This is a genomic window from Streptomyces sp. NPDC002817 (genome assembly GCF_053592055.1).
This window is the reverse complement of sequence record NZ_JBSFUY010000003.1, coordinates 264,969-290,086: the sequence shown is the minus strand read 5'-3', so window position 1 is coordinate 290,086 and position 25,118 is coordinate 264,969. Positions and strand designations below refer to the sequence as shown.

Below are 25,118 nucleotides of genomic sequence, written 5' to 3'. Positions count from 1 at the left end.
GGCTTGGCCAGGTCACACAAAGCCAGCCGGGTACGGTAGGCCCGGACGGCAGCCTCCGACCGCACACCAGTGCCGGTCGGGACCGACGGAGAGGGCTGGTAGGTAGCTATGGAAGAGCCGCGTCGCCTCGGCGGCCGGTACGAGCTGGGCCAGGTGCTCGGCCGTGGTGGCATGGCGGAGGTCTACCTCGCGCATGACACCCGGCTCGGCCGCACCGTGGCGGTGAAGACGCTGCGCGCGGACCTCGCACGCGACCCGTCCTTCCAGGCCCGGTTCCGCCGGGAGGCCCAGTCGGCCGCCTCGCTCAACCATCCCGCGATCGTCGCGGTCTACGACACGGGCGAGGACTACATCGACGGGGTCTCGATCCCGTACATCGTGATGGAGTACGTCGACGGCTCCACGCTCCGTGAGCTGCTGCACTCCGGCCGCAGGCTGCTGCCGGAGCGCACGCTGGAGATGACGATCGGCATCCTCCAGGCCCTGGAGTACTCCCACCGGGCCGGCATCGTCCACCGCGACATCAAGCCGGCCAACGTCATGCTCACGCGCAACGGCCAGGTCAAGGTCATGGACTTCGGCATCGCCCGCGCCATGGGCGACTCCGGCATGACGATGACCCAGACGTCGGCGGTCATCGGCACGGCCCAGTACCTCTCGCCGGAGCAGGCGAAGGGCGAGCAGGTCGACCAGCGCTCCGACCTGTACTCGACGGGCTGTCTCCTCTACGAGCTCCTGACGGTACGTCCGCCCTTCGTGGGCGACTCCCCCGTCGCCGTGGCCTACCAGCACGTCCGCGAGGAGCCGCAGCCCCCGTCGGTCTTCGACCCCGAGCTCACGCCCGAGATGGACGCCATCGTCCTCAAGGCCCTGGTCAAGGACCCCAACTACCGCTACCAGTCCGCCGACGAGATGCGCATCGACATCGAGGCGTGCCTCGACGGCCAGCCGGTGGCGGCCACCGCGGCGATGGGCTCGGTCGGCTACGGCGCCTACCCGGACGACCAGCCGACCACCGCCCTGCGCTCCGCGGACGCCGGCGCCACGTCGATGCTCCCGCCCATGAACCCGGGCGACGACGGCTACGGCTACGACGACCGCCCGGACCGACGGCGCCAGCCGAAGAAGAACAACACCTCGACGATCCTGCTGGTCGTCGCGGCCGTGCTGGTTCTGATCGGCGCGATCCTGATCGGGAAGTGGGCGTTCAGCGGGAACAACAGCGCGGACGACAAGGTGGCGGTGCCGACTTTCATCGGTGAGACCGAGGAAAGCGCCCAGGGCATGGCGACGAACAGCGATCTGAAGGTGTCGATCACCAAGAAGACCTGCGAGGACCAGCCCAAGGGCAACGTCTGCACCCAGAATCCGGATCCCAACATCAAGGTCGACAAGCAGTCGACCGTCGAACTGGTGGTCTCGACGGGCGCCCCGAAGGTCACCGTCCCCAGCGTCATCGGCGACCAGTTCGACGACGCCAAGGCGAAGCTCGAGGGCGACGACTACGGACTGAAGGTCAAGAAGAAGGAGAAGGAGTCCACCGAGGAAACGGGCTCCGTCCTCGACCAGAACCCGGTCTTCGGCAAGGAAGTCGAGAAGGGCACGGAGATCACCCTCACCGTCGCCACCGAGATCCAGAAGTCGACCGTCCCGGACGTCAGCGGCCTGAGCTGCGATGAGGCCAAGGCCCGGATGACGGAGAGCAACCTCACCGGCAACTGCGTCACCGACACGGAAACCGAGGACGACAACCTCGTCAACAAGGTCATCAGCGTCGACCCGACGGCCGGCTCCTCGGTCGACAAGAACTCGACGGTGACGATCCACCTCGGCAAGAAGTCCGAGAAGGCCAAGGTCCCGAACGTCGTCGGACGGACGGTGCAGCAGGCCAAGCAGATCCTGCAGGCCCAGGGCTTCACCAACATCCAGTTCGCCAACGGCAGCGACCAGAGCGACACCGCGTTCGTCTCCGACCAGGACCCGGACGCGGACAACGAGGTCGACGATCCGGCAGGCACCACGATCACCCTGACGACGGTCAGTGTCGGCGGCAACAACAACGGCGGCAACGGCAACGGCGGCACGTTCTTCGGCGGAACCACCGGAACGGCGGCCCGCACGGAGGGCTGAGCCGCCTGCCCTGAACGAAAAGTCCCGGAACTCAAGTAGTTCCGGGACTTTTCGTTCAGGATCGAGGCGGCAGTCCAAGGGCCGCCGCCTCGATCCTGCTGGGCGGTCAGGTCCAGTCGGTGCAGGAGTTGAGCTTGGTGTCGCCTTCGAATCGCGCCACCTCGACCCCAGTTTCATAAATGCCGTACGAGCTCCCGGCGGTGGTACTGACCGTGTAAGTGTCGCCCGAGCCCGAGGTGAGGGAGTGCCACTTCCACGTAAAAATTTGCTGGCTCCCGACCGGCTTGGTGAGGAGGCGAACCCTTACATGGTGACCATCGGCGGACGTGTCCGTGACCGACAGCGCGATCTTGAACTCTCCGTACGGCCACTGGTCCCCGGTGGGGTAAGTCGCCCCCATGCTGCCTCGCGCCCCGGTCGTCGAACAGCTGGCGGTCTGCGTCGCCGCGGACGCCTGACCGGTGAACCCGATCGTGATTCCAGCCACTGCGGCACAGGTAGCAGCTATACGCGTGCGATTTCTCACGTTGTTTCCTCCCCATTGGTTGCCGGTGGCCCGGCTCTCCCTCATGCCGTGGCCTCCCGGCGTTCGACGGCGATGATCACCTAAAGTTTTGGTTAACCACAAGTCGTAATCGAACAATTGGCCGATACTTGGCTATGCCATGAACGGATGGAGAAACCTGTGCCCTGACACCACTCCCCGGGCTTAAGCGCGTCGAGTTCGATCAAAACACCCCCTTGGGATCGACTCATCAACGCCAGGTATAGCCGGTCACCGGCTCTCTTCGATGACCAGAAATGATCTCCCCGGCAACTCCCGAAGGGTGCTCGCTCAGCCAACGCCCTCGGAGACGTCCGCTCATCACCCGCCTTCTCCATCCACCCCAACCTCTGTCGGCGTGGAGGCCGCTGGATGAATTCCAGCAGCGGGCTACGGCAACCAAAGTCGCCCACCGCCCCTCGCAAACTAGGGTCCGTCGTCAAACGGATCTTGCCCAGAGTAGGAATGACGCGAGTGTGACCGCCGCTTCGTAGGAGGTGGCGGTCTTCTCGTAGCGGGTGGCGACTCCGCGGAAGCTTTTGAGCCGGTTGAAGCAGCGCTCGACGACGTTGCGTTGACGGTAGATCTGCCGGTCGAACGATGGCGGCCGCCCGCCGCGGCGGCCGCGGTTATGCCGGTGTCGCTGCTGGTCGGTCTTCTCCGGGATGGTGCATGCGATGCCGCGTTTGCGCAGGTAGGCGCGGAAGCCGCGGGAACTGTAGGCCTTATCCGCAGTGACTCGGTCAGGCCGGCAGCGGGGTCGGCCCGGTCCGGTGCGCGGGACCCGGATGCGCTCCAGAAGAGGTCGCGCGCAGATGCTGTCGTGACGTTGGCCGGGTGTCACCAGGACGGCGAGCGGGCGACCCTTGCCGTCACAGGCGAGGTGGATTTTGCTGGTCAGTCCGCCTCGGGATCGGCCGAGGGCGTGATCGTCCGGTTCGTCGTCCGGCCGGTTGATCCCCCTTTTCGGCCGGTGGCGGCGGCGTGCTGGTGGGCGCGGACGATGGTGGAGTCGATCTGGACGAGCCAGTCGATGTCACCGGCCGCGTCCGCACCGGCCTGGATCTCCTGCAAGGCACGGGTGAACACGCCATCCAGCGCATAACGACGGAAACGGGTGTAGACCGTCTGCCAGGGGCCGTAGCGTTCCGGCAGGTCACGCCAGGAGATCCCGGTCCGGATCTTGTAGACCATCCCGTTGATGACCTGCCGGTCCGACACCCGCGGCCGACCCGTCGCGGCCCGCGGTATCAGCGGAGCGAGTAACTCCCACTCCTGATCGGTGAGTTCATGGCGGCGTATCACCCCGCCATGATCCACCACCCGATGATCTTTGAAGACGGACCCTAGTGCGCACATAGATCGTGTCTTCATATGTGACGACTCGTTGATCGGGTGGGGTGGGGTGCCGGAGCTCTGCCTTGTCATGTGGCCACGCCACAAATAGAAGGGCAGAACATGATCAACGAATCGGCGCTGCTGGAATCGAAGAGCCTGCGCGACAGCGTGCTGGAGCGGACGGATGTGCTCGACAGAGTCAAGGGACTGTCGCTGCTGCCGGACGGCATGCATGTGACTACGGCGATGATGGCGGCGTACTTCTGCGTCACCGTCGAGGTCATCCGGCAACTCACCAAGCGCCACCGCGAAGAGCTGGAAGTCAACGGCATGGCAGTGTTGCGAGGTGCTGACCTGCGGAAATTCGAGAATGACAACATGTCACTCTCGCTGGGAAGTTATCCACAGGCCCGCCGGAGCCTCACCATCTACTCCCGCCGGGCCATCCTCAACGTCGCCATGCTCCTGCGTGACAGCGACGTCGCCCGTCAAGTACGTACGGACCTGCTGGACATGGAATACCTGACGCGGACACTGCCCGCCGAAGCTCCCGCCCCTACAGCCCCTGTCGCCCCCGACAACCTCGACGCTCGCATCGACCAGCGCATCACCCACATCCTCGGCAAGACCGTCGTCCCCATGTTCAACGCCCTGATCGAGACGTCAGGCGAGCACCGCAGTGAGCTGATCGCTCTACGAACCGGAGTCCAGCGAATCGAACGGCGGCTCCAGCAGCACCATGCCCGCCTGCAAAGGCTCGAGTCGCCGCACAACGACCGCCCCCTCGCCGGAGTCATGGCCGCCATGGACGCCATGACCGGCCGCAGGTTCGAGTACCACATCGCTGAACTCCTGCGCCGCGACGGCTGCACCAACATCGCCGTACAAGGAGGCCGCGGTGACCGCGGCGTCGACATCAGCGCGCTCACCGCCGACGGACGGCGCCTCGCTGGAGAAGTGGAGTGCCGGGGACCCACTGAACGTCCTGGGCCAGTAGCAGCGTAGACAGCAAGAGGCCCGAAGCCGCAAGAGATAGTTGCGGCTTCGGGCCTCCGTCATGCTAGGCGACTGAGTTCCTCCAAGGAGCTCGGTCAGCGCAGTTCCTTCGGTGGAGTCCGCGCGCTGTCCACCTTCTCCACCCGCACCAACTCACCCCACACCACATACCGGTACCGCGACGTGTACACCGGCGTGCAGGTCGTCAGCGTGATGTACTTCCCGGCCTTCTTCCTGCCGGACTCCTTGGGGACGGCGCCCAGGACCTTGACGTTGTACTTCGAGGTCTCCGGAAGGACCGCGTACGTCTTGTAGACGTACCACTTGTCCTTCGTCTCGAAGACGATCGGGTCGCCCTTCTCGATCTTGTCGATGTTGTGGAACTTGGCGCCGTGACCGTCACGGTGGGCCGCGAGGGAGAAGTTGCCGTCCTTGCCGGACATCGGCAGCGTCGCCTTGACCGGGTCGGTGTAGTAGCCGGCGACACCGTCGTTGAGCTGCTTCGCCGACGTGCCCTTCTCGACGAGGACCTCACCGTTCTTCATCGCGGGGACATGCAGGAAGCCGATGCCGTTCCTGGTGTTCAACGCACCCGGCCCCCGGTCCTGGGCCCAGTTGTCGCGGACCTTGTCGGCCTGTTTGCCCGCCGCGCGGTCGGCGATGACGTTCGTCCACCACAGCGAGTAGACGACGAACAGGCCAAGGATCAGGCCCGCCGTGATGAGGAGTTCACCGAAGACACTGACCGCCGTGGCGATCGGGCCCATGCCGCGGCGGCGCGGCGCGGGGGTGGTGTCGGTGACCTCTTGCTGCTCCGCGGTCGCTGCCACTGTTCATCTGCCCTTACTGGACGAGCGCATCCGGCTTGCCCTTGCTGCGCGGCCGTTCCTCGACCATCTTGCCCCAGACGATCAACCGGTACTTGCTGGTGAACTCCGGCGTGCAGGTCGTCAGGGTGATGTAGCGGCCCGGCTCGGTGAGACCCGACTGCGGAGGAACCGGATTGAGCACGCTCGTGTTGCTCGGCGCCGTCACCGGAAGCATCGACGTCATCTTGTAGACGAAGTAGTCGTCCTGTGTCTCCACGACGATCTCGTCGCCCTTGCTGAGCTTGTTGATGTACCGGAACGGCTCGCCGTGTGTGTTCCGATGCCCCGCGAGTCCGAAGTTCCCGGTCTTCGCGCTCGGCATCGCCGTCTTCAACGCACCCTCGGAGTAGTGCCCGACCATGCCCCGGTCGAGCACCTTCTTGTTGCTGACGCCCTCCGCTATCGGCACGACCACGTCCAGCTTGGGAATGTGCAGCAGCGCGAACCCCTGCCCCGGCTCGAACTCGCCCGGCGCCCGCTTCCCGCTCGCCCACTCGTTCTGAAGCGTGCTCGCCTCCTTGCCGGCCTGCGCGTGCGCCCGCACGTTCGTCCACCACAGCTGGTAGGTGACGAACAGGAGCATCAGGACGCCGGTCGTGATGAACACCTCACCGACCGCCCGGCTCGCCAGCACCGCCGGACCCGGCTTGCTCGCCCGCGCCTGCCGCCGGGCCTCGACACGGGAGAGCGGAGCCGACGGCTTACCGCCGTCCGACGCCTCCACCGACTCCGCGGAAGTCCTCGCTCCACCCCCATGACGCCCACCACGGCGCTTGGCGGCCTTTCTACGGGCCGCACGGCCCCCCGCAGGGGTTCCGGGGGCTCCTGTGGCGGACGAGGCGTCAGACACCGATCCAGACGCCGACACGGACCCGTCTATTCGCGTCGGCGGCGGCTCCGGTATCCGCAGCGCCACCGTCTCGTCGTCGGCAGGCGGCACCCAGGGCTCATCCACATCCGCCCCGCCGCCGCCCGCGTCGTACGACGCGCTGTCGTACCACTCCCCAAGCGCACCGGCATCCTCGTACGACTGCTCCCCGTACGAGGTCCCGGACTCGCGCTCGGGGCGCAGTGCGGTCACGCCGAGGCCCTGCCCACCACCGGGGCCAGCCCCGCGCTTCGCGCCACCGCACCCTGGTCGCCGCACTCCACCAGCCAGTTGGCCAGCATCCGGTGCCCGTGTTCCGTCAGCACCGACTCGGGGTGGAACTGCACACCCTCGACGGGCAGTTCACGGTGGCGCAGCCCCATGATGATCCCGTCGTGCGTCCGCGCGGTCACCTCCAGCTCGGCCGGCACCGTCTCCGGCTCGGCCGCGAGGGAGTGATAGCGGGTCGCCGTGAAGGGCGTCGGCAGACCCGCGAAGACCCCCTTGCCCTCGTGCTCCACCAACGACGTCTTGCCGTGCAGCAGCTCCGGCGCCCGGTCCACGACACCGCCGTACGCCACCTGCATCGACTGCATCCCCAGGCACACACCGAAGACGGGCACCCCGGTGGCCGCGCAGTGGCGGACCATCTCGACACAGACGCCCGCCTCCTCCGGCGTCCCCGGCCCCGGCGACAGCAGCACACCGTCGAAGCCGTCCTGGGCGTGCGCCGTCGACACCTCGTCGTTGCGCAGCACCTCGCACTCGGCGCCCAGCTGGTACAGGTACTGCACCAGGTTGAAGACGAAGCTGTCGTAGTTGTCGACGACGAGAATCCGCGCACTCACTGGTTGTCCACCGTCACATCGTTGAAGGGCAGCAGCGGTTCGGCCCACGGGAAGACGTACTGGAAAAGGACGTAGACCACAGCAAGCACCAGCACGAGTGAGATGAAAGCCCTCACCCACGCGTTCCCTGGCAGATGCCGCCAGATCCAGCCGTACATGCCGTCCCTTCCGTCGCACCACGGCACCAGACTCACGCCGTACCGCACCAGACTAACGGCGCAGGGCCGTCGGCTTCCCTTCCTCCACAGGCTGTGTGGAGTCCAGATGCGCCCACACGATCAGCCGGTGGCTGTGCCCCCACTCCGGATCGCACGTGGTCAAGGTGAGATAGCGGCCCGAGCGCGTATACCCCGACTTACGTGGCACAGGATCGATCACCTCAACGTCCGTGGGCACGGTTTTGTAGGGGCCTTTGTCGATCCGATACGTGAACCAGGTCGTCCCGTCCGTCAGGACCACCGCGTCCCCGCGCCGCAGCCTGGGGAAGTCCTTGAAGGGGTCGCCGTACGTACGCCGGTGACCGGCCACCGAGAAGTTGCCCTTCTCCCCGAGCTGCGCGGTCCGCGCGTAGTGCCCGAGCCCCTTCTTCAGCGTGCCGACGGCCGTCCCCTCCAGCACGGGCTTGTTCCACGTGAAACCAAGCCGGGGGATGTACATGATCGCGAAGGGCTTGCCGCTCTTGTACGCCGTCGGCTCCGGCACACCGGACGGGGCGCCCCCCGTCGGCTGCTGCACGCTCCCCTTCGACCACTGGTCCTGCAACTGGTCGATCTGCTCGCCCATGACGTCGTCGGCCTTCACGCCGGTCCAGAACAGCACGTAGACGACGAAGAGCACTATGACCGTGCCGACGGTGATGCAGAGTTCGCTGACGGTCCTGACGACGACACGCACCGGCGGCTCCAGAGAGGCCTACTCCACAGGCTTGGCGTACTGCAGATCCACTGTGCCCGAGTAGCCGGGCAGAGTCACCGTCCCTTCGTCCTCGACTTTCCAGCCGAGCCCGTAGACGTTGACGTACACCATGTAGTTCTGGATCGCCGGGCTCGCCGCGAGCGACGTCCGCAGCTTCTCCGGGTCCCCGATCGCCGTGATCTTGTACGGCGGTGAGTAGACCCGGCCCTGGAGGATGAGCGTGTTGCCCACGCAGCGCACGGCGCTGGTGGAGATCAGCCGCTGGTCCATGACCTTGATGCCCTGGGCGCCGGCCTGCCACATCGCGTTCACCACGGCCTGCAGGTCCTGCTGGTGGATGACGAGGTAGTCGGGCTGCGGCTCGGGATAGCCGGGGAGCTTGGCGGTGGCGTCCGGCGGGGCGTCGTTGAGCGTGACGGAGATCGCCTCGCCCTTCAGCTTCTGAGTCCCCGCCTTCTTCTCCAGCGCCGCCAGCTTGTCGTCCTCGGCCTTGGTGCTGCCGTCGTCCCGCTCGGCCAGCGCCTCGACGTCGTCCCTGAGCGTCCCGGTGGTCTCGTCCAGCTGACCGTTCTTGTGGCTGCGCTCCAGGATGAGGTCGGACAGCTTCAGCAGTGAGGCATCCGTGCGGATATTGGTGCCCTTGGCTGTATTGAAGCTGGTGAAGAAGATGAGGCCCGCGAGAGCGAAGACGGCCATCGTGAGCAGCCGCACGGGCCGGAAACCCCGTCTGCGGACAGGGCTGGATCCGGCCTGGGGGGAGTCGGCAGAATTGCTCAACGTACCCTTATCTCCTTCGGCGCCGCGGAAGCACTACGCTAACGGACGCCCGGGGGAGCACTAAGTGTCCCCTTGTACGCTGCCCCGAGCCCGACCTAGTTACCTGCGCGGCCACGCAGCGCATCGACAGGAGAGACCCTCGTGCCGAAGTCACGTATCCGCAAGAAGGCCGATTACACGCCCCCGCCGGCGAAGCAGGCGACCAGCATCAAGCTGACCAACCGCGCCTGGGTCGCACCCGTCATGTTGGCCCTGTTCGTCATCGGGCTGGCCTGGATCGTCGTCTTCTATGTGACGGACGGCTCGCTGCCCATCGACAAGCTCGACAACTGGAACATCGTGGTGGGCTTCGGCTTCATCGCCGCGGGATTCGGCGTCTCCACGCAGTGGAAGTAGTGGCTGCTTCGCGGTGAACACAGCTCTGCCCAGGGCTATCCGCTGAGTTATCCACAACGTTTTCCACAGTGGGGAAAAAGAACGACGATCTGTGGATAACCCATCCAGTGTTGACGCCGGTGTGACGGAACTACCGGTCACCCGAAAGCATGTTCGCCCCCTGTCCGACCTGCGGAAACACAGGTCAGCGACAGGGGGCACGCTTGTTCGCGCACACTATGCACAAGATTCGCCACCCGCTGTGGACAACTGCCCCGCTCAGGTGAGCTGGGCCGTCCTCACCAGCGTCAATACGACGACCAGGGCGAGGACCAGGGCGCAGGTGCCGTACTGGACCAGGGCCCGTCGCTCGCGCGGGGCGTGCACCATGGCGTAGCCGATGACCACGCCTCCGGCGAGGCCGCCGATGTGGGCCTGCCAGGAGATGTCGAAGGCCGGGTTGAAGGTGAAGATCAGGTTGATCACCAGGAGCGCGATGATCGGCCGCATGTCGTAGTTGAGCCGGCGCATCAGGACGGCGGTGGCGCCGAACAGGCCGAAGATGGCGCCGGAGGCGCCGAGCGTGGCCGTGGTCGGGGACTCCAGCAGATAGGCCAGGACGCTGCCGACGAGGCCGGACACCAGGTAGAGCGCGAGGTAGCGGGCACGGCCGAGGGCCGCCTCCAGTGGGCCGCCGAGCCACCACAGGCTCAGCATGTTGAAGGCGATGTGCCAGATCTCCTGGTGCGTGAACATCGAGGTGACCAGGCGGTACCACTGTCCGTCCGCGACGCCCTCGGTGGCGGTGAAGGGGGCCGGCGGCCAGGTGCCGATGAGGACCAGGTCGCCGAGCAGTGAGTTCGATGCCCGGACGGCGATGAACACGGCGAGGTTGATTCCGAGGAGGATCTTGGTGACCAGCCGGGGGTCGGCGGCGATCGTGCCGCCGGCGATCGTGCGGGGCATCGCGGCGTCGGGGCGGTGGCCGGTGCCGGAGCCGCCGCGGACGCAGTCGGGGCACTGGAAGCCGACGGAGGCGCTGACCATGCACTCGGGGCAGATCGGGCGTTCGCAGCGGGTGCAGCGGATGCCGGTTTCGCGGTCGGGGTGGCGGTAGCAGCCGGGCAGTCCCTCGGCTTGCTGGGGGCCCTGGTCCTCCGGGCCCTGTGGGCTGCCTGGCGCCTGGTCCATGGGGTCCCCTAAGTCGTCGTATGCAATGAAACCGCCCCGCCCATCCTTACGGACGAGCGGGGCGTTTGGTTCCCTGGTGGACCGGGCGCCGATGGGCCGGGGCGTTCGCCTCGGCCCTTGCGGGGCTCGGTGATCAGCCCTTGCGGGTCTCGACGACGACCGACTCGATGATGACGTCGTTGAGGGGGCGGGAGGTGCGCGGGTTGGTCTGCGTGCCCGCGATGGCGTCGACGACCTTCTGGCTGGCCGCGTCGGTGACCTCGCCGAAGATGGTGTGCTTGCGGTTCAGCCAGGTCGTGGTGCCGACGGTGACGAAGAACTGCGAGCCGTTGGTGCCCGGTCCGGCGTTGGCCATGGCCAGCAGGTAGGGCTTGTCGAAGGAGAGGTCCGGGTGGAACTCGTCCGCGAACTGGTAGCCAGGGCCGCCGGTGCCGTTGCCCAGCGGGTCGCCGCCCTGGATCATGAAGCCGCTGATGACCCGGTGGAAGACCGTGCCGTCGTAGAGCTTGGCCGTGGACTTCTCGCCGGTGGCGGGGTTGGTCCACTCGCGCTCGCCGGTGGCGAGCTCGACGAAGTTCTTGACCGTGATCGGCGCGTGGTTCGGGAGGAGCCGGACCTCGATGTCGCCGTGGTTGGTCCTCAGGGTGGCGTAGAGCTGCTCGGCCACGATCTGCCTTCCGTTGTCTTTCTGTAGCTTCCCCGATCCTCGCACGGTCGACGCGATCCATCCCCCGTCGTCCCACTCCGGGTGTCCGCCGCGGGATGTCGCCTGCAGAAAACCGGTCGAGTAGTTCCGGGCCGGGGGCGTTCGTCGGCGATCCGTGGCATTGTCGACGACAAGCTCCCGTTGCCCTGTATTCATCCGCTATTGCATGTGATCGGTTCTTCAGCAGCGCTTGATCGGAGATGGTCCGGAGTCAGCGTCCATGACCCGGATGCCCGCCCTCACATGCCCAGGTGCCCGTTGGCAGGCATGATCCGTAAAAGGGTGGAAAGTCGAATTACCGTACGCCACCGAGGAGGAGGATTCCCGTGACCCGCATCGACAGCGTGCGCGCCGCGACCGGTTCGGCGAAGGACAGCGTGCTGCACGCCGCGGAAGTGGTGGCGCCCTACGCCGACACGGCCAAGGACAGGGCCGCTCACTACACACACGAGGCACGCGTACGGCTCGCGCCGAAGGTGTCGCAGGCGGCCGAGCAGGCTCGCGTCCAGTACGACGCGCATCTCGCGCCGCGTCTGGAACAGGCTCTGACGCATGTGCCGCCGAAGGTCGACCAGGCCGCCCATGAGGCTGCCGTCCGCACCCGCAAGGCTGCCCGGCAGGCCGCCGACTATTCACGTCCGAGGATCGAGCAGGCCGTGGCCGCGGCCGGGCCCGTGAGGGACGAGGCCGCATCCCGTGGTGCGGCCGCGCTGCTCGCGCTGCGCGGTCAGGTCTCGGCCAAGCAGATCGAGAAGCTGGTCCGTAAGCACGAGCGTCGGGCGAGGGCCGGTCGTCTTGCCAAGGCACTGGTGATCGCGGGTGTCCTCGCGGGCGGTGCCTTCGCCGCCTGGAAGTGGTGGGACAAGCAGGCCAACCCCGACTGGCTGGTCGAGCCGCCCGCCGCGACGGAGGTCCCGGAGTCGAGTCGACTGACGTCGGTCGACGGCAGCGGCCAGTCCGTGCTCGACCCGGAGGTGCAGGCCAAGGAAGCCGAGGAAGAGGCCGCACACCGCGACGAACGGCACTGACGTCCGGCACTCCGAACATCGTTGTGGGGCAGGAGACTTGAGGGTCTCCTGCCCCACAACGATGTTTCACGTGGAACGGTGGATGCTTGCCCTCTGCACCCACGATGACGTTTGCAACGGTTCGGATGTGCAAGTTCCGTACAGACTGCGCTGACGGAGAGCATCGCCCTGGTTACCGGCGCACGCCGCCACCAGTCCCCACAAGGCCTCCACCAGCGGAATCATTGCCTCCGGAACTCAGCCGGCTACTCGCGCGACAGGCCTCCGACACCTTGCCGACTCTCGCGTTTGCGCAAATATCCGCAACGACTCAGACGCTGCCGAGTGACGCACGTCACCTCGCGGGCCCTTCTCCGTCCACACCCGCCGCAAGCGCGGATCCAGCGCGTGAAAAACCGGCACATGCAAGAACCGGCCAGCCGCCGTGAAGGGCGTCTGACCGGTCCGAGGTGTGGAGCCTAGGGGAGTCGAACCCCTGACATCTGCCATGCAAAGACAGCGCTCTACCAACTGAGCTAAGGCCCCGGAAGGGGAGCGTCCGACCGGAAGTGACTCATACCGGTGGGCGTCGCAGACCAGAGTACCGGGTCGCCCCCGGTATCTCGCAAAAAGATTGGGGGTCCCGATGAACGACCACTCTCCGTAAGATGCTCGGCGTGGTTCGCTACAGCGAACCGCGGTATTTGGGGAAGCGATGGGGAGACGCAATGGACGCCGCACAGCAGGAAGCGACCGCAAGAGCGCGGGAACTGCAGCGGAACTGGTACGGGGAGCCGCTGGGGGCGCTCTTCCGTAAGCTCATCGACGATCTTGGTCTCAACCAGGCTCGTCTCGCGGGGGTGCTGGGACTGTCCGCACCGATGCTGTCGCAGCTGATGAGCGGTCAGCGGGCGAAGATCGGCAATCCGGCCGTGGTCCAGCGAGTGCAGTTGCTGCAGGACCTGGCGAGGCAGGTCGCGGACGGCAGCGTCAGCGCGGCCGAGGCGACCGAGCGGATGGACGAGATCAAGAAGTCGCAAGGGGGCTCCGTGCTCAGCAACGCCACGACCACGACGAGCAGTTCGGGAGCGCCGACGGTCAAGCGGGTCGTCCGTGAGATCCAGTCGCTGCTGCGGTCGGTCGCGGCCGCGGGGGACATCATCGAAGCGGCGGACACTCTCGCCCCGACCCATCCGGAACTGGCAGAGTTCCTCCGGGTCTACGGCGCGGGCCGCACCTCCGACGCGGTCTCGCACTACCAGTCCCACCAGAGCTGACCCCGCGGCCCGGTCACTGAAGGGGGTTCGGCAGCCGGGCCGAGGGGGCGCGAGGGAGTCGCACCGCGCGGAGAGGGCACGGGGGTCGTCGCTCATCCGGGGAGGGACACGTGGGGGCGTGTCACTCACCGGCCGGGAGACGGGCCCTGTCACTCGCCGGAGGGCGGTGCGAGGGGTGTCACTCATCCTGGAGCGGTGCGGCGGGAGTCGTATCGCTCGTGGAGGGGGAGGCAAGGGGGGAGACCGCAGGGGGAGGAGCGACGCACTGCCATGGGTGAGGTCTTCGCCGGCCGGTACGAACTCGTCGATCCGATCGGGCGCGGAGGTGTCGGCGCCGTGTGGCGCGCCTGGGACCACCGCCGCCGTCGGTATGTCGCCGCCAAGGTGCTGCAGCAGAGCGACGCGCACTCACTGCTGCGCTTCGTCCGCGAACAGGCGCTGCGGATCGACCACCCCCATGTGCTCGCGCCCGCCAGCTGGGCCGCCGACGACGACAAGGTCCTGTTCACCATGGATCTGGTCGGCGGTGGTTCGCTGGCCCATCTGATCGGCGACTACGGTCCCCTGCCGCCGTCCTTGGTGTGCACGCTCCTCGACCAACTCCTGTCGGGGCTGGCCGCGGTGCATGCGGAGGATGTGGTGCACCGGGACATCAAGCCCGCCAACGTGCTCCTGGAGGCCACCGGTACCGGTCGGCCCCGGCTGCGGCTGTCCGACTTCGGCATCGCGATGCGGCTGGGCGAACCGCGGCTGACGGAGACCAACCTCGTGGTGGGGACGCCGGGTTACATCTCGCCCGAGCAGATGATGGGCTCGGAGCCGGACTTTCCCGCCGATCTGTTCGCCGTCGGCCTGGTCGCGCTGTATCTCCTGGAGGGCGCCAAGCCGGACGCCAAGGCTCTCGTCCAGTACTTCGCGGCGCATGGGACGCCGAGTGCGCCCAAGGGCATTTCCGAGCCGCTGTGGCAGGTCGTGGCGACGCTGGTGCAGCCGGATCCGCAGGCGCGGTTCCGCACCGCCACGGGGGCGCGCAAGGCGCTCGCCGCCGCCGCGGAGCTCCTGCCGGAGCCGGGCCCCGACGACGAGCTGATCGAGATCTTCGACCAACTGGGGCCACTGCCACCGGGGTTCGGGCCGACGGGTCCGCTCAAGCCCGCTCCAGGGGTGCGGACGGGGTTCTCGGACACGGGGCAGGGCTGGGACTCCTCGGGGTCGGGAACCGTCCCCCGGCCACTGTCCGGGCAGGCCGGCCCAGGACCGAGTGCCGGCTTCCCACCGTCCGGACAGGCAGCCCCGGGAGCGGACACCGGTGTCCGACGGTCCGCGCGGGACGACGACTCCGCCTCCGCATGGCCCGGCACCGACTCGGTGCCGACTGATCCGCGTCGGGGCCAGGCCCCCGGTGCCGTACCGCCCGATCCCCGTCAGAGCACCGGCCCGCGGCCGACGACGTCCCTGTCCGAGTCCTCCGGTGCCGCGCGGCCGCCCAGCATGTCGGACACCGGCAGCTTCCAGTTGCCACCCCCGCAGGCCACCGGCTCCTCCCCTCAGGTGCGCCCCCCGGACGCCCGGACACCGGCGCAGCAGGACGCGCAGCACCAGCCCTCCGGCGTCTCCCCCGATGACCCCACGCATGTGCTGCCCTCCCCCCGACCGCAGGCTCCGCCCTACCCGACGCGGCCCCTGGCGTCACCGCCGCTCCATCGCGCCGATGCCTCTACTGCTTCGTACACCGCTCAGGTCCCGCAGGTTCCACCTCCGGCCCAGGAAACTTCGCGGCACCGCGCAGGCAGAGGAGCGCGCAGGGCACGACGGCGTCCCGGCCCTCCGGCCAAGGTGGTCGTCCCGATGCTGCTTCTCGCGCTGGTCTGCTACGCCGTGGGCTTCTGGGCACTGACCCGGATCTGAGCAGGCACGGCACCAGAATCCCCGCTTTTACCCGACGGCCCCGGCCGCCCTCCGTCGAGCCAAGACCGTCCACGCCCCCAGTACCACCAGCACCAGGCTCCCGCCCCCGATCCCCGCCACGGCGACCACCTTCATCACCGCGTCGCCTCCCGCGCCCCCGCCCTCGGCCGCCGCCTCCCGGTCCTGTGCCGACACCTCGAAGAGGCCCCGCGGATCGGACGGTGCCGCGTAGGCGGGTGCCGTCTCGGTCGTGCCGTCGATCCGCACCCGCAGTGTCACGCCGAACGGCTTGTCGCCGTACTTCTCGGCCATGGCCGACGAGAGATGGAGGGCGAGGTAGTACGAGCCGGCGAACCGCATCGCTCTGACCTGTCGGGAGGAGTCGTAGCGGTTGGTGTAGTCGACCGGGGGCAAGGGGTCGAGGGAGTCCGTCTTCTGGGTGCCGTTGTAGCCGATGCCCACGTCGTCGACGGGCATGCGTGCGGGGTTGTACAGCGACGTGATGAGCGCACTGCCCACATAACTGCCGCGGGTCGTGCTGCCCAGTTCGGCGGTGACGTGGAGTTGCTGCCCCCAGTCGACCGGCACTTCGTAGAAGAGTGTCTGCCCGGGCGCGACGTCGGCGCTCCAGACCCCCTGCTTCACCGGCACGGCCTCGTCGAAGCCCGCGCCGCCCGGACGTCGTACGGCCTGGTCCGTCGGAGGCTGTGGGGGCGTGGAGTTCCAGCTCTGCGGCGCGCTCGTCCCCTCGGCCTGGTCCAGGCCCGGCTCCGACACCGGAGCGAGCTCCAGCTCCCAGTCGTCCGGCGACGTGTCCGTGCCGTCGATGCGCTCGACGCGCACGTAGTACAGACCGCCGCCCTTGCACTGGGCGCGCTCGGAGGAGGCCTCCCTCGCCCCCCAGGCGACGATCGGCCGAGGACTGCGGCTCGCTCCGAAGTAGGCGCTCTCGAAGGAGCAGGAGCGGCTGTCGGCGTCCTGCAGGTACACCCTGATGCCGCTGCCGGCGGAGACCGTCGTGCCCGCGCGCGGGACGGCGGTGACGGAGACGTACGTGTCCGACGTCTCGTCGAGTACGAGGCGGTAGTGGAGCTTGCCGCTCGCGGGGAGGGTGCTCCTGTACGTCTCGCCGATGTCGAGGGACTCGGCGTCCGAGGTGGTCGCGGAGCCGGTGACCGACCGGACGTCGGGGGCGAACCCGTAAGAGGGGCTGGGTGTGCTCGCCGCGAGGGCCGTCTGTCCCGGCAGCAGGGCGGCCAGGGCCATTCCCACGACAGCCGCGCACACACCGCGCCACCGCACCGTACGCCGCCCCATCACGCGCCACCCCTCGCCGTCGCCTGATCGTGGCTCATCCTGCCCGGCTGCGTCTCACGCAACACAAAACCCCGACCGCGAGGCGGCCGGGGTCTGTTCAGAACCGAATATCGGTACTCACGAACCCGTGGGCACGGAGTCGGTCGCCTCCGTCCACAGATCCTGCTCGGCGCGATCCGCCTGGATCTGGCGGTACACGAGGAGCCCGCCGATGGCGGCCAGTGCGACCAGGAGAAGCTTCTTCACCGTGCGACCTCGTCTTTCCTTGACGTAGGGGACCTCTGGCGCCCGACTATACACACCGACCGATACCGATCGGTGACCTGCGTCAGCCCCTCAACTTCCGTCCTGCACACCGCAGTAGAAGCGGATGACGCCCGTCCGATCTGAGGGTGATCACATCTCCACGGACGGTCACTTTGGACCGCCTCCTCCACTCTCCTCCACTTTTCTGGCTCCTTGCACCCATCCGAGTGGTGTTCATCTGAACATCGACGCGCCACGGGCGTCGGTCCGTGATTTCGCAGCACCCATACACATCATGAGGAAAGTACGCAAATCGCCCAACCTGAAAGTGAGGGGCCATGGCCCAGAACAAGGTCATGAACCTGTGGACCGCCATCGTCACCGCCCTTCTGGCGCTGTGCACGACGCTCGGACTCATCACCACGACCGCCGCCGCGGCCGTACCGCAGACCGAGCCGACCCGCAACAGCAGCACCGAGGCCACGACACCGGCGTCATCCCTCTGGCCCTGGTCCTACACCAGGTCCCTGCCCCCCACGATGAAGCAGCGCATCCGAGCCGAGGCGCACGGCAAGACCCCCAGCTGCCGCAACCGCCCGCCCGCGGACACGGAGGACACCGACGGGGCCACGTCCCCCTGCGACGACTCGGCCGCCGAGCCGGCCACCCCCCTCCAGCGCTGACAAGCGCCGTCCCCACCACGATGTAACGGCGAACTTGCGTACACGCCCGCTACATAGACGTACAGACAAGCGACACCCCCCGGTCTCCATCGACCGGGGGGTCATCGTGCTTGGGTGACTGGGCTCATCACCCGGCCTTCGTACTGCTGCCAAAACAAAGAACGGGTGCCTCCCACTGGGAGACACCCGACTTCTCGATCTTTGTCTGTGGGGCTAACAGGATTTGAACCTGTGGCCTCATCCTTATCAGGTCGATCACGTCCGCTCGGGGTGCTGGACTTATCGCCGTCCTGACTGGACTGATGTTCCGCCGAAGTTCGGCGTCGGCCGCTGTTGTACGCCCCTGTTGGTGTCAGCCGGTGATGTCAGACATCAGCCACTCACTTGACAGGTCCGGCAGTCAGTGAGCTGCGGGCTACCGCCCGCTAGCAGCCACGTCAGCAGGGTGACTGCGTCGACGACCGCACTGATCACTCCTGGATCTGTTGCCGACAGCAGAATGATCACGATCACTACGCTGGTGGGCCAAGGCCGGAACGTGGGGGTTGACGGTACAAGACATGGAAGGTACAGATACATACGAAGGCCTTTCAGGCTTGATGCCCGTCCACGTCGCGACAGCTTCCCGGCAGAGCGACATGGACGGGTTTTTCTCTTGTGCCGCCCATCATGAGGTGCTAGGACGGCATCCTGCAAGGGTCGACGCCGGAAATTTTCCGGCTACCCTCTCGTTTGAACGATGTTTTTCCTGCCGCACCCCCGCCTGACCCACGCTCACGCGAAAGTTTGCGCAGGTCGAGGGGGTGAGCAACCATCCGCACCGGAGGGCACGCAGGCGCACCCCCGGCCACCGCTGCGGGCGGCTCCATCATCCAAGGACCCTAGCCTTCGGATCAAAGGTTTGGCAACTCACAGGGGCCACTTCACCTTTGATGTTTCACGTGAAACGAGCAGATACCTTCGATTCGTGTTTCACGTGAAACCGACCACAGCAGGCTGGCCCACGTGATCGATGGAGTCTCAATGGGTGAGTCAAACCCATGGTCGATCTTGAAAACCGTCGTGGCAGCGATGTCACCGTGGGTTCAAATCCCGGCCCCTGACCAGGTAGATCGGTCGGGGGCCGCTCTCACCTGCGCTGTCCGTCAATCACCGTGGTTCCCTGTCAGTTACTGGTCGAACGGGCACGGCAGGGGCACGGGCACCTTCCGATCCCTAGCTCTCGTCGCCTGGTCCTTCGTCTCCGCCTCGGTCCCCGTGGTAGCTGTAGCCAGGAGGTGGAAGTGTGAGGTCAGCTTCGGGAATCGACAGGCTCTCTCGCATCAGGAGGAGCATCTCAAGTTCAGCCTCGTCGAACTTCTCCTGCCGTTCGTAGAAGCTCGGGTCGTCGGGAGCATCGTGTACACCGAACTGACCCCACGACCAGGCGGCGCCGTAGGCAGCGGAAGCAGCAGCGGCCACGGCCCGATCGGCGTAGAACTGCAACTGCGCGAGCTTGGCGAAAGCATCGGACTGCCAGCCCTCTTCGAGCTCAGGCTCTTCTGTGAAGCCGTAGCAATGGTTGTAAGCGGTCCTGGCCAGGGCTTTTACCGCTTCGTAGAACTCCACGTACGCCTGTCTGCGGTGCTCGAACGTACGGGCCTCGTCCTCACGAGCCCAGTTTTCGCGCTCGCGCTGTCGCTCACGCTCCCAGGCGACTGTTTCGCGACGGTCTGACCAGCGCTGCGTGATCAAAGCGCCAACGGTCCCTGCGACCAGCGTCGCTACGACGCCGACACCAGCGACTACTAGCGGTACCCATAGGGGAGTTGAAGTCACTCCTCAATGGTCGCAGTCGTGACCTGGCCAAGTGCAACATTCCTCGACGGTGACAGATCCTCCATGCCTCAACCCACAACTCACCCCAGCTCCCATCCCGTCCGCCGTCGACCCACACACCGTGGAGCGGGCGTGGTTCATGGCGTCCAGGTGGAGCGCGCCACTGTACGAACGACCTGGACGCCATGGGCCGCGTCTGCTCGGCTCTGCCTGGGTCGATGGTGGTCGGGATGGGAGCTCCCCGCGCACGCCACTACGGACCCGCAGTCGGGAACGGCGCCCCCTCCATCCCGGTGCCGGCCGATCCCCCGCCGGAGGCATCGTCTTGACCGTGGGCCGCTCTATACGGTGATCGACTCATGGCCACCGGCCCTATCCACATGTGGGCGCGCGTCGGCGGCGGCAGCGCCGAGCGGGCCGAAGGCAGGAGCGCGGGCGCAGCCAGAGCCGGGAAGCGCGCCCGGCGGAGCGAAGCGCAGCCGGGGCTTGATGAGGTAGAGAAACCTGTAACAACTGCGTGGCCGGTACGGATCTGGTGTCGGTCGTGTCTCCGTGGTGATCTGAGTGAGTCGGCTCATCCGGGAGGGGCATGGTGCAGCCTGGGATCGGAGACTTAGCGGCCAATAGACCGGGTGACGCGGTGAGACGCAAGATCATCGAGCTGGAACCGAACCCATTGCGCCGCATGCTGGGCCGTTGGTCACGCAGCTCTGAGATCCACAGTTGGGCGAACGGGCTCGTCGGCGAACAAGTGACGGGGCGTCGACTCCGCAGACTCCGTCATCACGGCTGGTTCACCCTTCATGCGGTGCAGTGGGCGAGCGGCGCAGACATTGACCACCTTGCCATCGGCCCCGCGGGCGTCTTCACCATCAACTCGAAGCGACACAGGGGCAAGGCCGTTTGGTACGGAGACTCCGCGATCACGGTGAACCGGACACCGACGCGTCACATACCGATCAGCCAGCACGAGGCCCGGCGTACCTCTGCCGTCCTGTCCCGCAAGTGCGGCATGACCGTCGCCGTTCGTCCCGTCATCTCGGTGGTGCATGCCGCGTCGCTGAAGGTGAAGGGCGCTGCGCCACCCGTGCTCGTACTCGCGGTCAACGAGTTGGACCGAGTGCTTTCCGGCCTGACTCCCCTGCTCTCGTCCGACCAGGTTGCCCGCATCTACGAAGTGGCCCGGGATCCCGCCACGTGGGCGTAGTCGCCTACGCGTCGAAGTCGTACTCCAGGATGTAGGAGGCGGCATCGAGCGTCATTTCGTTGATCTCGACGGGGCGCCCCTCGTCGGCGAAAGCCGTTCGGCAGACCAGGATGACCGGGGTGCCGGCTGAGATGCTCAACTGTGCCGCCTCGTGCTTCGTGGGCATGCGGGAGCGGATCTCTTCGCGGAAGTGCACTGGCTTGTAGCCGAGTTCGGCCAGACGCGCGTACGTTCCGCCGGGGCCCGTGTCCTCTTGGGTGATCGCTGAACCGGCGACCACCGAGGTGGGGAGATAGCTCGTCGCGAGAAGAACGGGCTTCCCGTCCAGGACGAACCGCCGGCGTCGTACGCAAACGGTCTCCTCGTCCGCCAAGCCCAACACCTGCCTGATCTGGTCAGGCGCGGCCTCTTCCGACACCGTCACCTGGTCCACCACGAGCGTGCGGTCCTCGATGTCGGCAGACCAGATGGACCGACCGCTGCCCCACTGCTCTTGCGAAAGTCGCTGGATGCCTCGGCGCCTCAAGGGGCGGAAAGACCGGACGAACACGCCGGCGCCCTTGCGGGACTCGGCAACGCCCTCGTCCTTGAGCACGCTCAGGGCTTGACGGGCCGTCATCCGGGCCACGCCATGCGCGGCCATCAGGTCGTTCTCTCCCGGAAGCCGATCACCGGGACCGTACTCGCCCGACTGGATCGCCTCGCGTAGAGAGTCCGCGATCCGCTGGTACTTCGGCCGACGGTCGTCGTCGGTGGTGGTCATTCGGGAGCCCTCCTCTCTTCTCTAGACAGCCTAGGCCATGGGTGCAGGGCCCGCCCTGTCGTGTAGCCGCATTCCCGCTCCCTCAACATCTCTATACAGATTTCCTTGACGTCTCTAGAGACGTGCGCTCTACTTGAAGATGTCTAGAGAGGTCGCCAACGGGCGGCTTCCAAGAGCTGAGGGATGCACTCATGCGCTTCAAGATCGATCTGTCGACCGCCGTGGTGTTCGTGGCGACGGCACCGGAGCCGAAGCTCATCAGCAAGAAGACGGGGGAGCGGGCCATGGACTCGCAGACCGGCGCGGCCCTGTCTTCGATGGGCCTGCTGGTCTCGGACGAGGGGGAGGGCAACCTCTACCAGGTCACCGTGCCCGAGACGGGTATCCCCGAGGGCCTGGTGCCGGGTACGCCGGTGCGGGTGATCGGGCTGGTGGCCCGTGACTGGGAGAACGAGTTCAACGGCCAGAAGCGGCACGGGATCTCGTTCCGCGCGGTCGCGGTCACGGCGGGTGCCTGACCATGACCGACATCGGGAGTTGGCTGGAGATCGGCGGCCTAGCGGCCGGCGCGGGCGGGCTCGGCTACGCCAAGTCCCGTGCTCCGCGCCTGTACTGGTCGCTGGTGGGTCTGCCGGTCACCTGGGGGCGGTTCACCTGGTCCTACCGGGACACGATGGAGGTGTGCGGGCTGACGGTGCAGCCGTCCGGCTTCCGCGCCTTCGTCAAGCGCAACATCGCCCGCAGCGAGGTCCGTCCGGTGCCGCCGAAGGTCCGCCGGGTTCGCCCGACCTCGACCGGCCTGCGGATCACCCTGCGGCTCCCCGCCGGCCTCGAACCGGCCGACATCGCCGCGTCGACCGAGCGTCTCCGGCATGCCTTCGGGGTGCACTCGGTGATGGTGGCGGAGACCAAGCCCGGGTACGTCGAGATGCGGATGACCGGCTATGACGTGCTCAACCGGGTGCAGATGCCGCGCAAGGCCATATCCCACGACCTGATCGTGCCGGTGGCGCTGCGGGAGGACGGCACGGTCTTCGAGCGGGACTACCGCAAGATCCCGCACGCCCTCACGCTGGGCGCCAACCAGTCCGGCAAGTCGATGTATCAGCGCAACCTGATCAAGGGACTGGCGAAGCTGCCGGTGGGCTTGGTCGGCATCGACTGCAAGCGCGGTGTCGAGCAGTCCCGCTACGCGCCGCGCCTGTCGGCCCTGGCGACCGACCGCGAGTCCGCCGGCCGCCTGGTCGACGCGCTGGTGACGGAGATGGAAGAGCGCTTCGACCTGCTCGCCCTGTACGGGGTGTCCGATCTGTGGGAGCTGCCGGAAGAACTGCGCCCGGTGCCGCTGGTCGTGCTGATCGACGAGGTGGCGGAACTGTTCCTGGTGATGTCCAGGAAGGACGAACCGGACCGCGATCACATGGTCATGCAACTGGTCCGGCTCGGGCAGATGGCCCGCGCGGTCGGCATCTACCTGGAGGTCTGCGGGCAGCGCTTCGGCTCCGACCTGGGCAAGGGCGCAACCGCCCTGCGCGCTCAGCTCACCGGCCGGGTGGTGCACCGCGTCAACGACAAGCAGACCGCCGAAATGGGCCTCGGCGACATCGCCCCGGACGCGGTGGTCTCCGTGACCGGCATCCGCGCGGATCGGCCCGGTGTCGCGGTGGCCGGTGACGCCTCCGGCTACTGGTCCCGCATCCGCACCCCCGAGGTCACGCCCGATCAGGCGGCTGCCGTGTGCCGCCAATTCGCCGACCTCACCCCGGAGTTGCCGTTCCTGGCACCGTTCCGTCCGGTCGGCCGGATCGCCCTGCCGCCGATGCCCGCCAAGCCGCCGCTCGTGCGGCCGTAGCCCCGGCGCGAATCCCCTGTTCCACGGTCGGCGCGGCCGCCTCGCGCCAAGTCCCTACCCGAGCCATGCCGAAAACCGGAAGGACATCGCCCATGGCCCGCAAGACCACCAAGCCCCGGACCAAGCCCTGCCCGACCTGCCACGGCACCGGTGAGGTATCCCGCACCGTCCTCGTCGGACGCAAGCGCCGGGCGGTCGGCAAGCAGACCGGTATCTGCCTCGCCTGCCTCGGCGCCTGCGAGATCCCCACCGACGACTGATCTCCGAAGGGAGGTGAAGAGCTGTGTCCCGCATGGTCCGAGCCGCCGTTCTCGTCCTGGCCCTGATCGCCGGTGCCCTGTCCTTCGCCCACCTGCAAGACCTGGCCCACGCCGCCGGACAGACCGGTTGGAAGGCCTGGGCCTACCCCGTCTCTGTCGATCTGCTTCTGGTCTGCGTGCTCCATCGGCTGCGGGCCGACCAGTCCGCAGCGGCCTGGTTCTGGTTCGTGATCGCCTTGGTGGCCTCGCTCGGCGCCAACATCGCCACGGCAGGAATCTTCGACCTCGACGACGTCCCGGCCTGGCTGCGCATCGTCGTCGCCGGCTGGCCCGCCCTGGCCTTCCTCGGCGGAACTCTCCTCGCCCACCAACCCAACATCCCGGTACCCGCACCGGTCGTCGAGTCGACCAAAACTCCCGACCCGGCACCGGAGATCACCGCGCCGGAACCGGCTCCGGCACTGCCCGAAGCGCCTACCCCGGTTGTACCGCCGGCCCTGGTCGACCATGCGCGCAAGGTCGCCACCGAACACCGCACGCGGACCGGAAGCGACATCGACACCGCCACCCTGCGCGTCCGCCTCGGCGTCCCGGAAGACCTCGCCGGCGCGATCGTCGCCCAACTCGCCTAACCGACAAGGAGGTTCACCATGCGCCCGAACCGCTTCTACGACGTGATCCGCCTCGGCCCCGTCCAGGTCGGCACGTTCAACAACGGCCGGGGCCAGACCAAGCACACGGCCGCATGCACGGCCCCCAAGTGCGGGTTCTCCACCGAACACAAGGACCGTTCGGCCGCCGAACTCGCCGCCCGTACCCACCGCTGCTCCGCCTGACCGGTCAAAGGAGAGATCCCATGCGACTGCCCGACGAACAGTTCCGCGCCGGGCACATCCCTGCCGACCTCTACCGGCAGATCCCCAACGGCACCGACATACGCAAGGTCGTGATCGTCCAGGAAGCCCCGCGCAACTACACGGGTCCGATCGTCCTCACCCTGGTCGCCACCGCCGGAACCGTCGCCGTGCTGCTGGTGATCGCGTTCGTCGCTCACATCGTCGCCGGTGCGGCCGTCGCGGTCCTCTCCGCCACGGGCGGCATCAGCTACACGATCAACCGCCGCAGCAAGCACAAATAGCGCCCTCCGGGGCGGCCTCTACCGCCAAGTATCCGCCGCCCCGGACGGCTCCACCTCTTCCCGATCTTCCGATCCGAAAGGGCTT

The 25,118-nt window shown here is 67.2% G+C and carries 28 protein-coding genes and 1 tRNA gene; 14 read left to right on the top strand and 15 right to left on the bottom strand.

What is annotated here, in order from left to right; genetic code table 11:
* Positions 1-108 precede the first annotated feature (108 nt).
* Entirely contained in the window at positions 109-2,130 is a 2,022-nt protein-coding gene (gene pknB, locus ACWD3I_RS07345) for a Stk1 family PASTA domain-containing Ser/Thr kinase (protein ID WP_365393513.1), read from the top strand.
* A gap of 106 nt (positions 2,131-2,236) precedes the next feature.
* On the opposite strand, the gene ACWD3I_RS07340 is transcribed toward pknB, so the two are convergent.
* A complete protein-coding gene (locus tag ACWD3I_RS07340; protein WP_365393511.1) occupies positions 2,237-2,617 on the bottom strand; it encodes a hypothetical protein in 381 nt (126 codons plus the stop codon).
* Positions 2,618-3,113: 496 nt separating this feature from the next.
* Positions 3,114-3,976 (bottom strand): IS5 family transposase gene (locus ACWD3I_RS07335; protein ID WP_451084051.1). Its coding sequence is split into 2 segments (ribosomal slippage): positions 3,114-3,607 and positions 3,607-3,976, totalling 864 coding nucleotides; the frame shifts between segments, so codons are not numbered across the junction.
* Positions 3,977-4,132: 156 nt separating this feature from the next.
* Between ACWD3I_RS07335 and ACWD3I_RS07330 the strand changes: the two genes are divergently transcribed.
* Positions 4,133-5,017 carry a DUF2034 domain-containing protein gene (locus ACWD3I_RS07330; RefSeq protein WP_365393509.1) on the top strand — a complete coding sequence of 295 codons (885 nt, stop codon included), beginning with the start codon at positions 4,133-4,135 and terminating at the stop codon, positions 5,015-5,017.
* 86 nt (positions 5,018-5,103) lie between these two features.
* Here the strand turns inward: ACWD3I_RS07330 and ACWD3I_RS07325 are convergent, their stop codons facing one another.
* Genes ACWD3I_RS07325 through ACWD3I_RS07300 form a run of 6 tightly spaced genes read right to left on the bottom strand, consistent with a single transcriptional unit; the run spans position 5,104 to position 9,285 of the window.
* Positions 5,104-5,838 (bottom strand): class E sortase, encoded by a 735-nt coding sequence (locus tag ACWD3I_RS07325; protein ID WP_365393507.1) that lies wholly within the window; start codon positions 5,836-5,838, stop codon positions 5,104-5,106.
* 13 nt (positions 5,839-5,851) lie between these two features.
* Positions 5,852-6,958: a class E sortase gene (locus tag ACWD3I_RS07320; RefSeq protein WP_365393505.1), complete on the bottom strand. Its 1,107-nt coding sequence runs from the start codon at positions 6,956-6,958 to the stop codon at positions 5,852-5,854.
* Positions 6,955-7,593 (bottom strand): aminodeoxychorismate/anthranilate synthase component II, encoded by a 639-nt coding sequence (locus tag ACWD3I_RS07315; protein WP_266890041.1) that lies wholly within the window; start codon positions 7,591-7,593, stop codon positions 6,955-6,957. The genes ACWD3I_RS07320 and ACWD3I_RS07315 overlap by 4 nt, the downstream gene beginning before the upstream one ends.
* Positions 7,590-7,787, bottom strand: a complete 198-nt coding sequence (locus tag ACWD3I_RS07310; RefSeq protein ID WP_307028428.1) for a hypothetical protein — start codon at positions 7,785-7,787, stop codon at positions 7,590-7,592. The genes ACWD3I_RS07315 and ACWD3I_RS07310 overlap by 4 nt, the downstream gene beginning before the upstream one ends.
* Positions 7,788-7,803: 16 nt before the next feature.
* Complete coding sequence (locus ACWD3I_RS07305) at positions 7,804-8,487, bottom strand: class E sortase (RefSeq protein ID WP_365393503.1); 684 nt, start codon at positions 8,485-8,487, stop codon at positions 7,804-7,806.
* A gap of 18 nt (positions 8,488-8,505) precedes the next feature.
* Complete coding sequence (locus tag ACWD3I_RS07300; RefSeq protein ID WP_365393501.1) at positions 8,506-9,285, bottom strand: DUF881 domain-containing protein; 780 nt, start codon at positions 9,283-9,285, stop codon at positions 8,506-8,508.
* A 141-nt stretch (positions 9,286-9,426) separates the two neighbouring features.
* Here ACWD3I_RS07300 and crgA point away from each other — a divergent pair, with 141 nt between their 5' ends.
* Complete coding sequence (gene crgA / locus ACWD3I_RS07295) at positions 9,427-9,681, top strand: cell division protein CrgA (RefSeq protein WP_046256538.1); 255 nt, start codon at positions 9,427-9,429, stop codon at positions 9,679-9,681.
* A 258-nt stretch (positions 9,682-9,939) separates the two neighbouring features.
* On the opposite strand, the gene ACWD3I_RS07290 is transcribed toward crgA, so the two are convergent.
* Both ACWD3I_RS07290 and ACWD3I_RS07285 read right to left on the bottom strand, forming a co-directional pair.
* Positions 9,940-10,851 carry a rhomboid family intramembrane serine protease gene (locus ACWD3I_RS07290; protein WP_365393498.1) on the bottom strand — a complete coding sequence of 304 codons (912 nt, stop codon included), beginning with the start codon at positions 10,849-10,851 and terminating at the stop codon, positions 9,940-9,942.
* Between the two features lie 133 nt (positions 10,852-10,984).
* On the bottom strand, positions 10,985-11,518 hold the full coding sequence (locus ACWD3I_RS07285; protein ID WP_365393496.1) for a peptidylprolyl isomerase: 534 nt from the start codon (positions 11,516-11,518) through the stop codon (positions 10,985-10,987).
* A 365-nt stretch (positions 11,519-11,883) separates the two neighbouring features.
* On the opposite strand from ACWD3I_RS07285, the gene ACWD3I_RS07280 reads away from it, so the two are divergent.
* Positions 11,884-12,585, top strand: coding sequence for a DUF5324 family protein (locus tag ACWD3I_RS07280; RefSeq protein WP_365393494.1), 702 nt, complete (start codon positions 11,884-11,886; stop codon positions 12,583-12,585).
* Positions 12,586-13,037: 452 nt separating this feature from the next.
* On the opposite strand, the gene ACWD3I_RS07275 is transcribed toward ACWD3I_RS07280, so the two are convergent.
* Positions 13,038-13,110: transfer RNA gene (locus ACWD3I_RS07275), tRNA-Ala, on the bottom strand.
* Between the two features lie 182 nt (positions 13,111-13,292).
* Between ACWD3I_RS07275 and ACWD3I_RS07270 the strand changes: the two genes are divergently transcribed.
* Together ACWD3I_RS07270 and ACWD3I_RS07265 are read left to right on the top strand one after the other, a co-directional pair.
* Positions 13,293-13,841: a helix-turn-helix domain-containing protein gene (locus ACWD3I_RS07270; protein ID WP_046256534.1), complete on the top strand. Its 549-nt coding sequence runs from the start codon at positions 13,293-13,295 to the stop codon at positions 13,839-13,841.
* A 270-nt stretch (positions 13,842-14,111) separates the two neighbouring features.
* Complete coding sequence (locus ACWD3I_RS07265) at positions 14,112-15,749, top strand: serine/threonine protein kinase (RefSeq protein ID WP_365393492.1); 1,638 nt, start codon at positions 14,112-14,114, stop codon at positions 15,747-15,749.
* Positions 15,750-15,776: 27 nt separating this feature from the next.
* Here the strand turns inward: ACWD3I_RS07265 and ACWD3I_RS07260 are convergent, their stop codons facing one another.
* Together ACWD3I_RS07260 and ACWD3I_RS07255 are read right to left on the bottom strand one after the other, a co-directional pair.
* A complete protein-coding gene (locus ACWD3I_RS07260; protein ID WP_365393490.1) occupies positions 15,777-17,066 on the bottom strand; it encodes a hypothetical protein in 1,290 nt (429 codons plus the stop codon).
* Between the two features lie 117 nt (positions 17,067-17,183).
* Positions 17,184-17,312, bottom strand: a complete 129-nt coding sequence (locus ACWD3I_RS07255; protein ID WP_003999697.1) for a DLW-39 family protein — start codon at positions 17,310-17,312, stop codon at positions 17,184-17,186.
* A gap of 338 nt (positions 17,313-17,650) precedes the next feature.
* Between ACWD3I_RS07255 and ACWD3I_RS07250 the strand changes: the two genes are divergently transcribed.
* Positions 17,651-17,995: a DUF6344 domain-containing protein gene (locus tag ACWD3I_RS07250; protein ID WP_365393487.1), complete on the top strand. Its 345-nt coding sequence runs from the start codon at positions 17,651-17,653 to the stop codon at positions 17,993-17,995.
* 1,215 nt (positions 17,996-19,210) lie between these two features.
* Here the strand turns inward: ACWD3I_RS07250 and ACWD3I_RS07245 are convergent.
* Positions 19,211-19,729: a hypothetical protein gene (locus tag ACWD3I_RS07245; protein ID WP_365393485.1), complete on the bottom strand. Its 519-nt coding sequence runs from the start codon at positions 19,727-19,729 to the stop codon at positions 19,211-19,213.
* 724 nt (positions 19,730-20,453) lie between these two features.
* On the opposite strand from ACWD3I_RS07245, the gene ACWD3I_RS07240 reads away from it, so the two are divergent.
* Positions 20,454-21,020 (top strand): nuclease-related domain-containing protein, encoded by a 567-nt coding sequence (locus ACWD3I_RS07240; protein ID WP_365393483.1) that lies wholly within the window; start codon positions 20,454-20,456, stop codon positions 21,018-21,020.
* Between the two features lie 4 nt (positions 21,021-21,024).
* Here the strand turns inward: ACWD3I_RS07240 and ACWD3I_RS07235 are convergent, their stop codons facing one another.
* Positions 21,025-21,783, bottom strand: coding sequence for a GntR family transcriptional regulator (locus ACWD3I_RS07235; protein WP_365393481.1), 759 nt, complete (start codon positions 21,781-21,783; stop codon positions 21,025-21,027).
* A 191-nt stretch (positions 21,784-21,974) separates the two neighbouring features.
* Between ACWD3I_RS07235 and ACWD3I_RS07230 the strand changes: the two genes are divergently transcribed.
* From ACWD3I_RS07230 to ACWD3I_RS07205, 6 genes are all read left to right on the top strand, one after another.
* Positions 21,975-22,301, top strand: coding sequence for an SCO3933 family regulatory protein (locus ACWD3I_RS07230; protein WP_365393479.1), 327 nt, complete (start codon positions 21,975-21,977; stop codon positions 22,299-22,301).
* A 2-nt stretch (positions 22,302-22,303) separates the two neighbouring features.
* Positions 22,304-23,635, top strand: coding sequence for an FtsK/SpoIIIE domain-containing protein (locus ACWD3I_RS07225; protein ID WP_365393477.1), 1,332 nt, complete (start codon positions 22,304-22,306; stop codon positions 23,633-23,635).
* A gap of 92 nt (positions 23,636-23,727) precedes the next feature.
* The gene (locus ACWD3I_RS07220) at positions 23,728-23,895 is read left to right on the top strand and encodes a hypothetical protein (protein WP_365393475.1); all 168 of its coding nucleotides are present in this window, start codon (positions 23,728-23,730) and stop codon (positions 23,893-23,895) included.
* Positions 23,896-23,927: 32 nt separating this feature from the next.
* Positions 23,928-24,527, top strand: coding sequence for a DUF2637 domain-containing protein (locus tag ACWD3I_RS07215; RefSeq protein WP_365393710.1), 600 nt, complete (start codon positions 23,928-23,930; stop codon positions 24,525-24,527).
* Between the two features lie 18 nt (positions 24,528-24,545).
* Positions 24,546-24,731, top strand: a complete 186-nt coding sequence (locus tag ACWD3I_RS07210; RefSeq protein ID WP_365393473.1) for a mobile element transfer protein — start codon at positions 24,546-24,548, stop codon at positions 24,729-24,731.
* 20 nt (positions 24,732-24,751) lie between these two features.
* Positions 24,752-25,033 carry a hypothetical protein gene (locus tag ACWD3I_RS07205; RefSeq protein ID WP_365393471.1) on the top strand — a complete coding sequence of 94 codons (282 nt, stop codon included), beginning with the start codon at positions 24,752-24,754 and terminating at the stop codon, positions 25,031-25,033.
* The last annotated feature ends 85 nt before the right edge of the window (positions 25,034-25,118 follow it).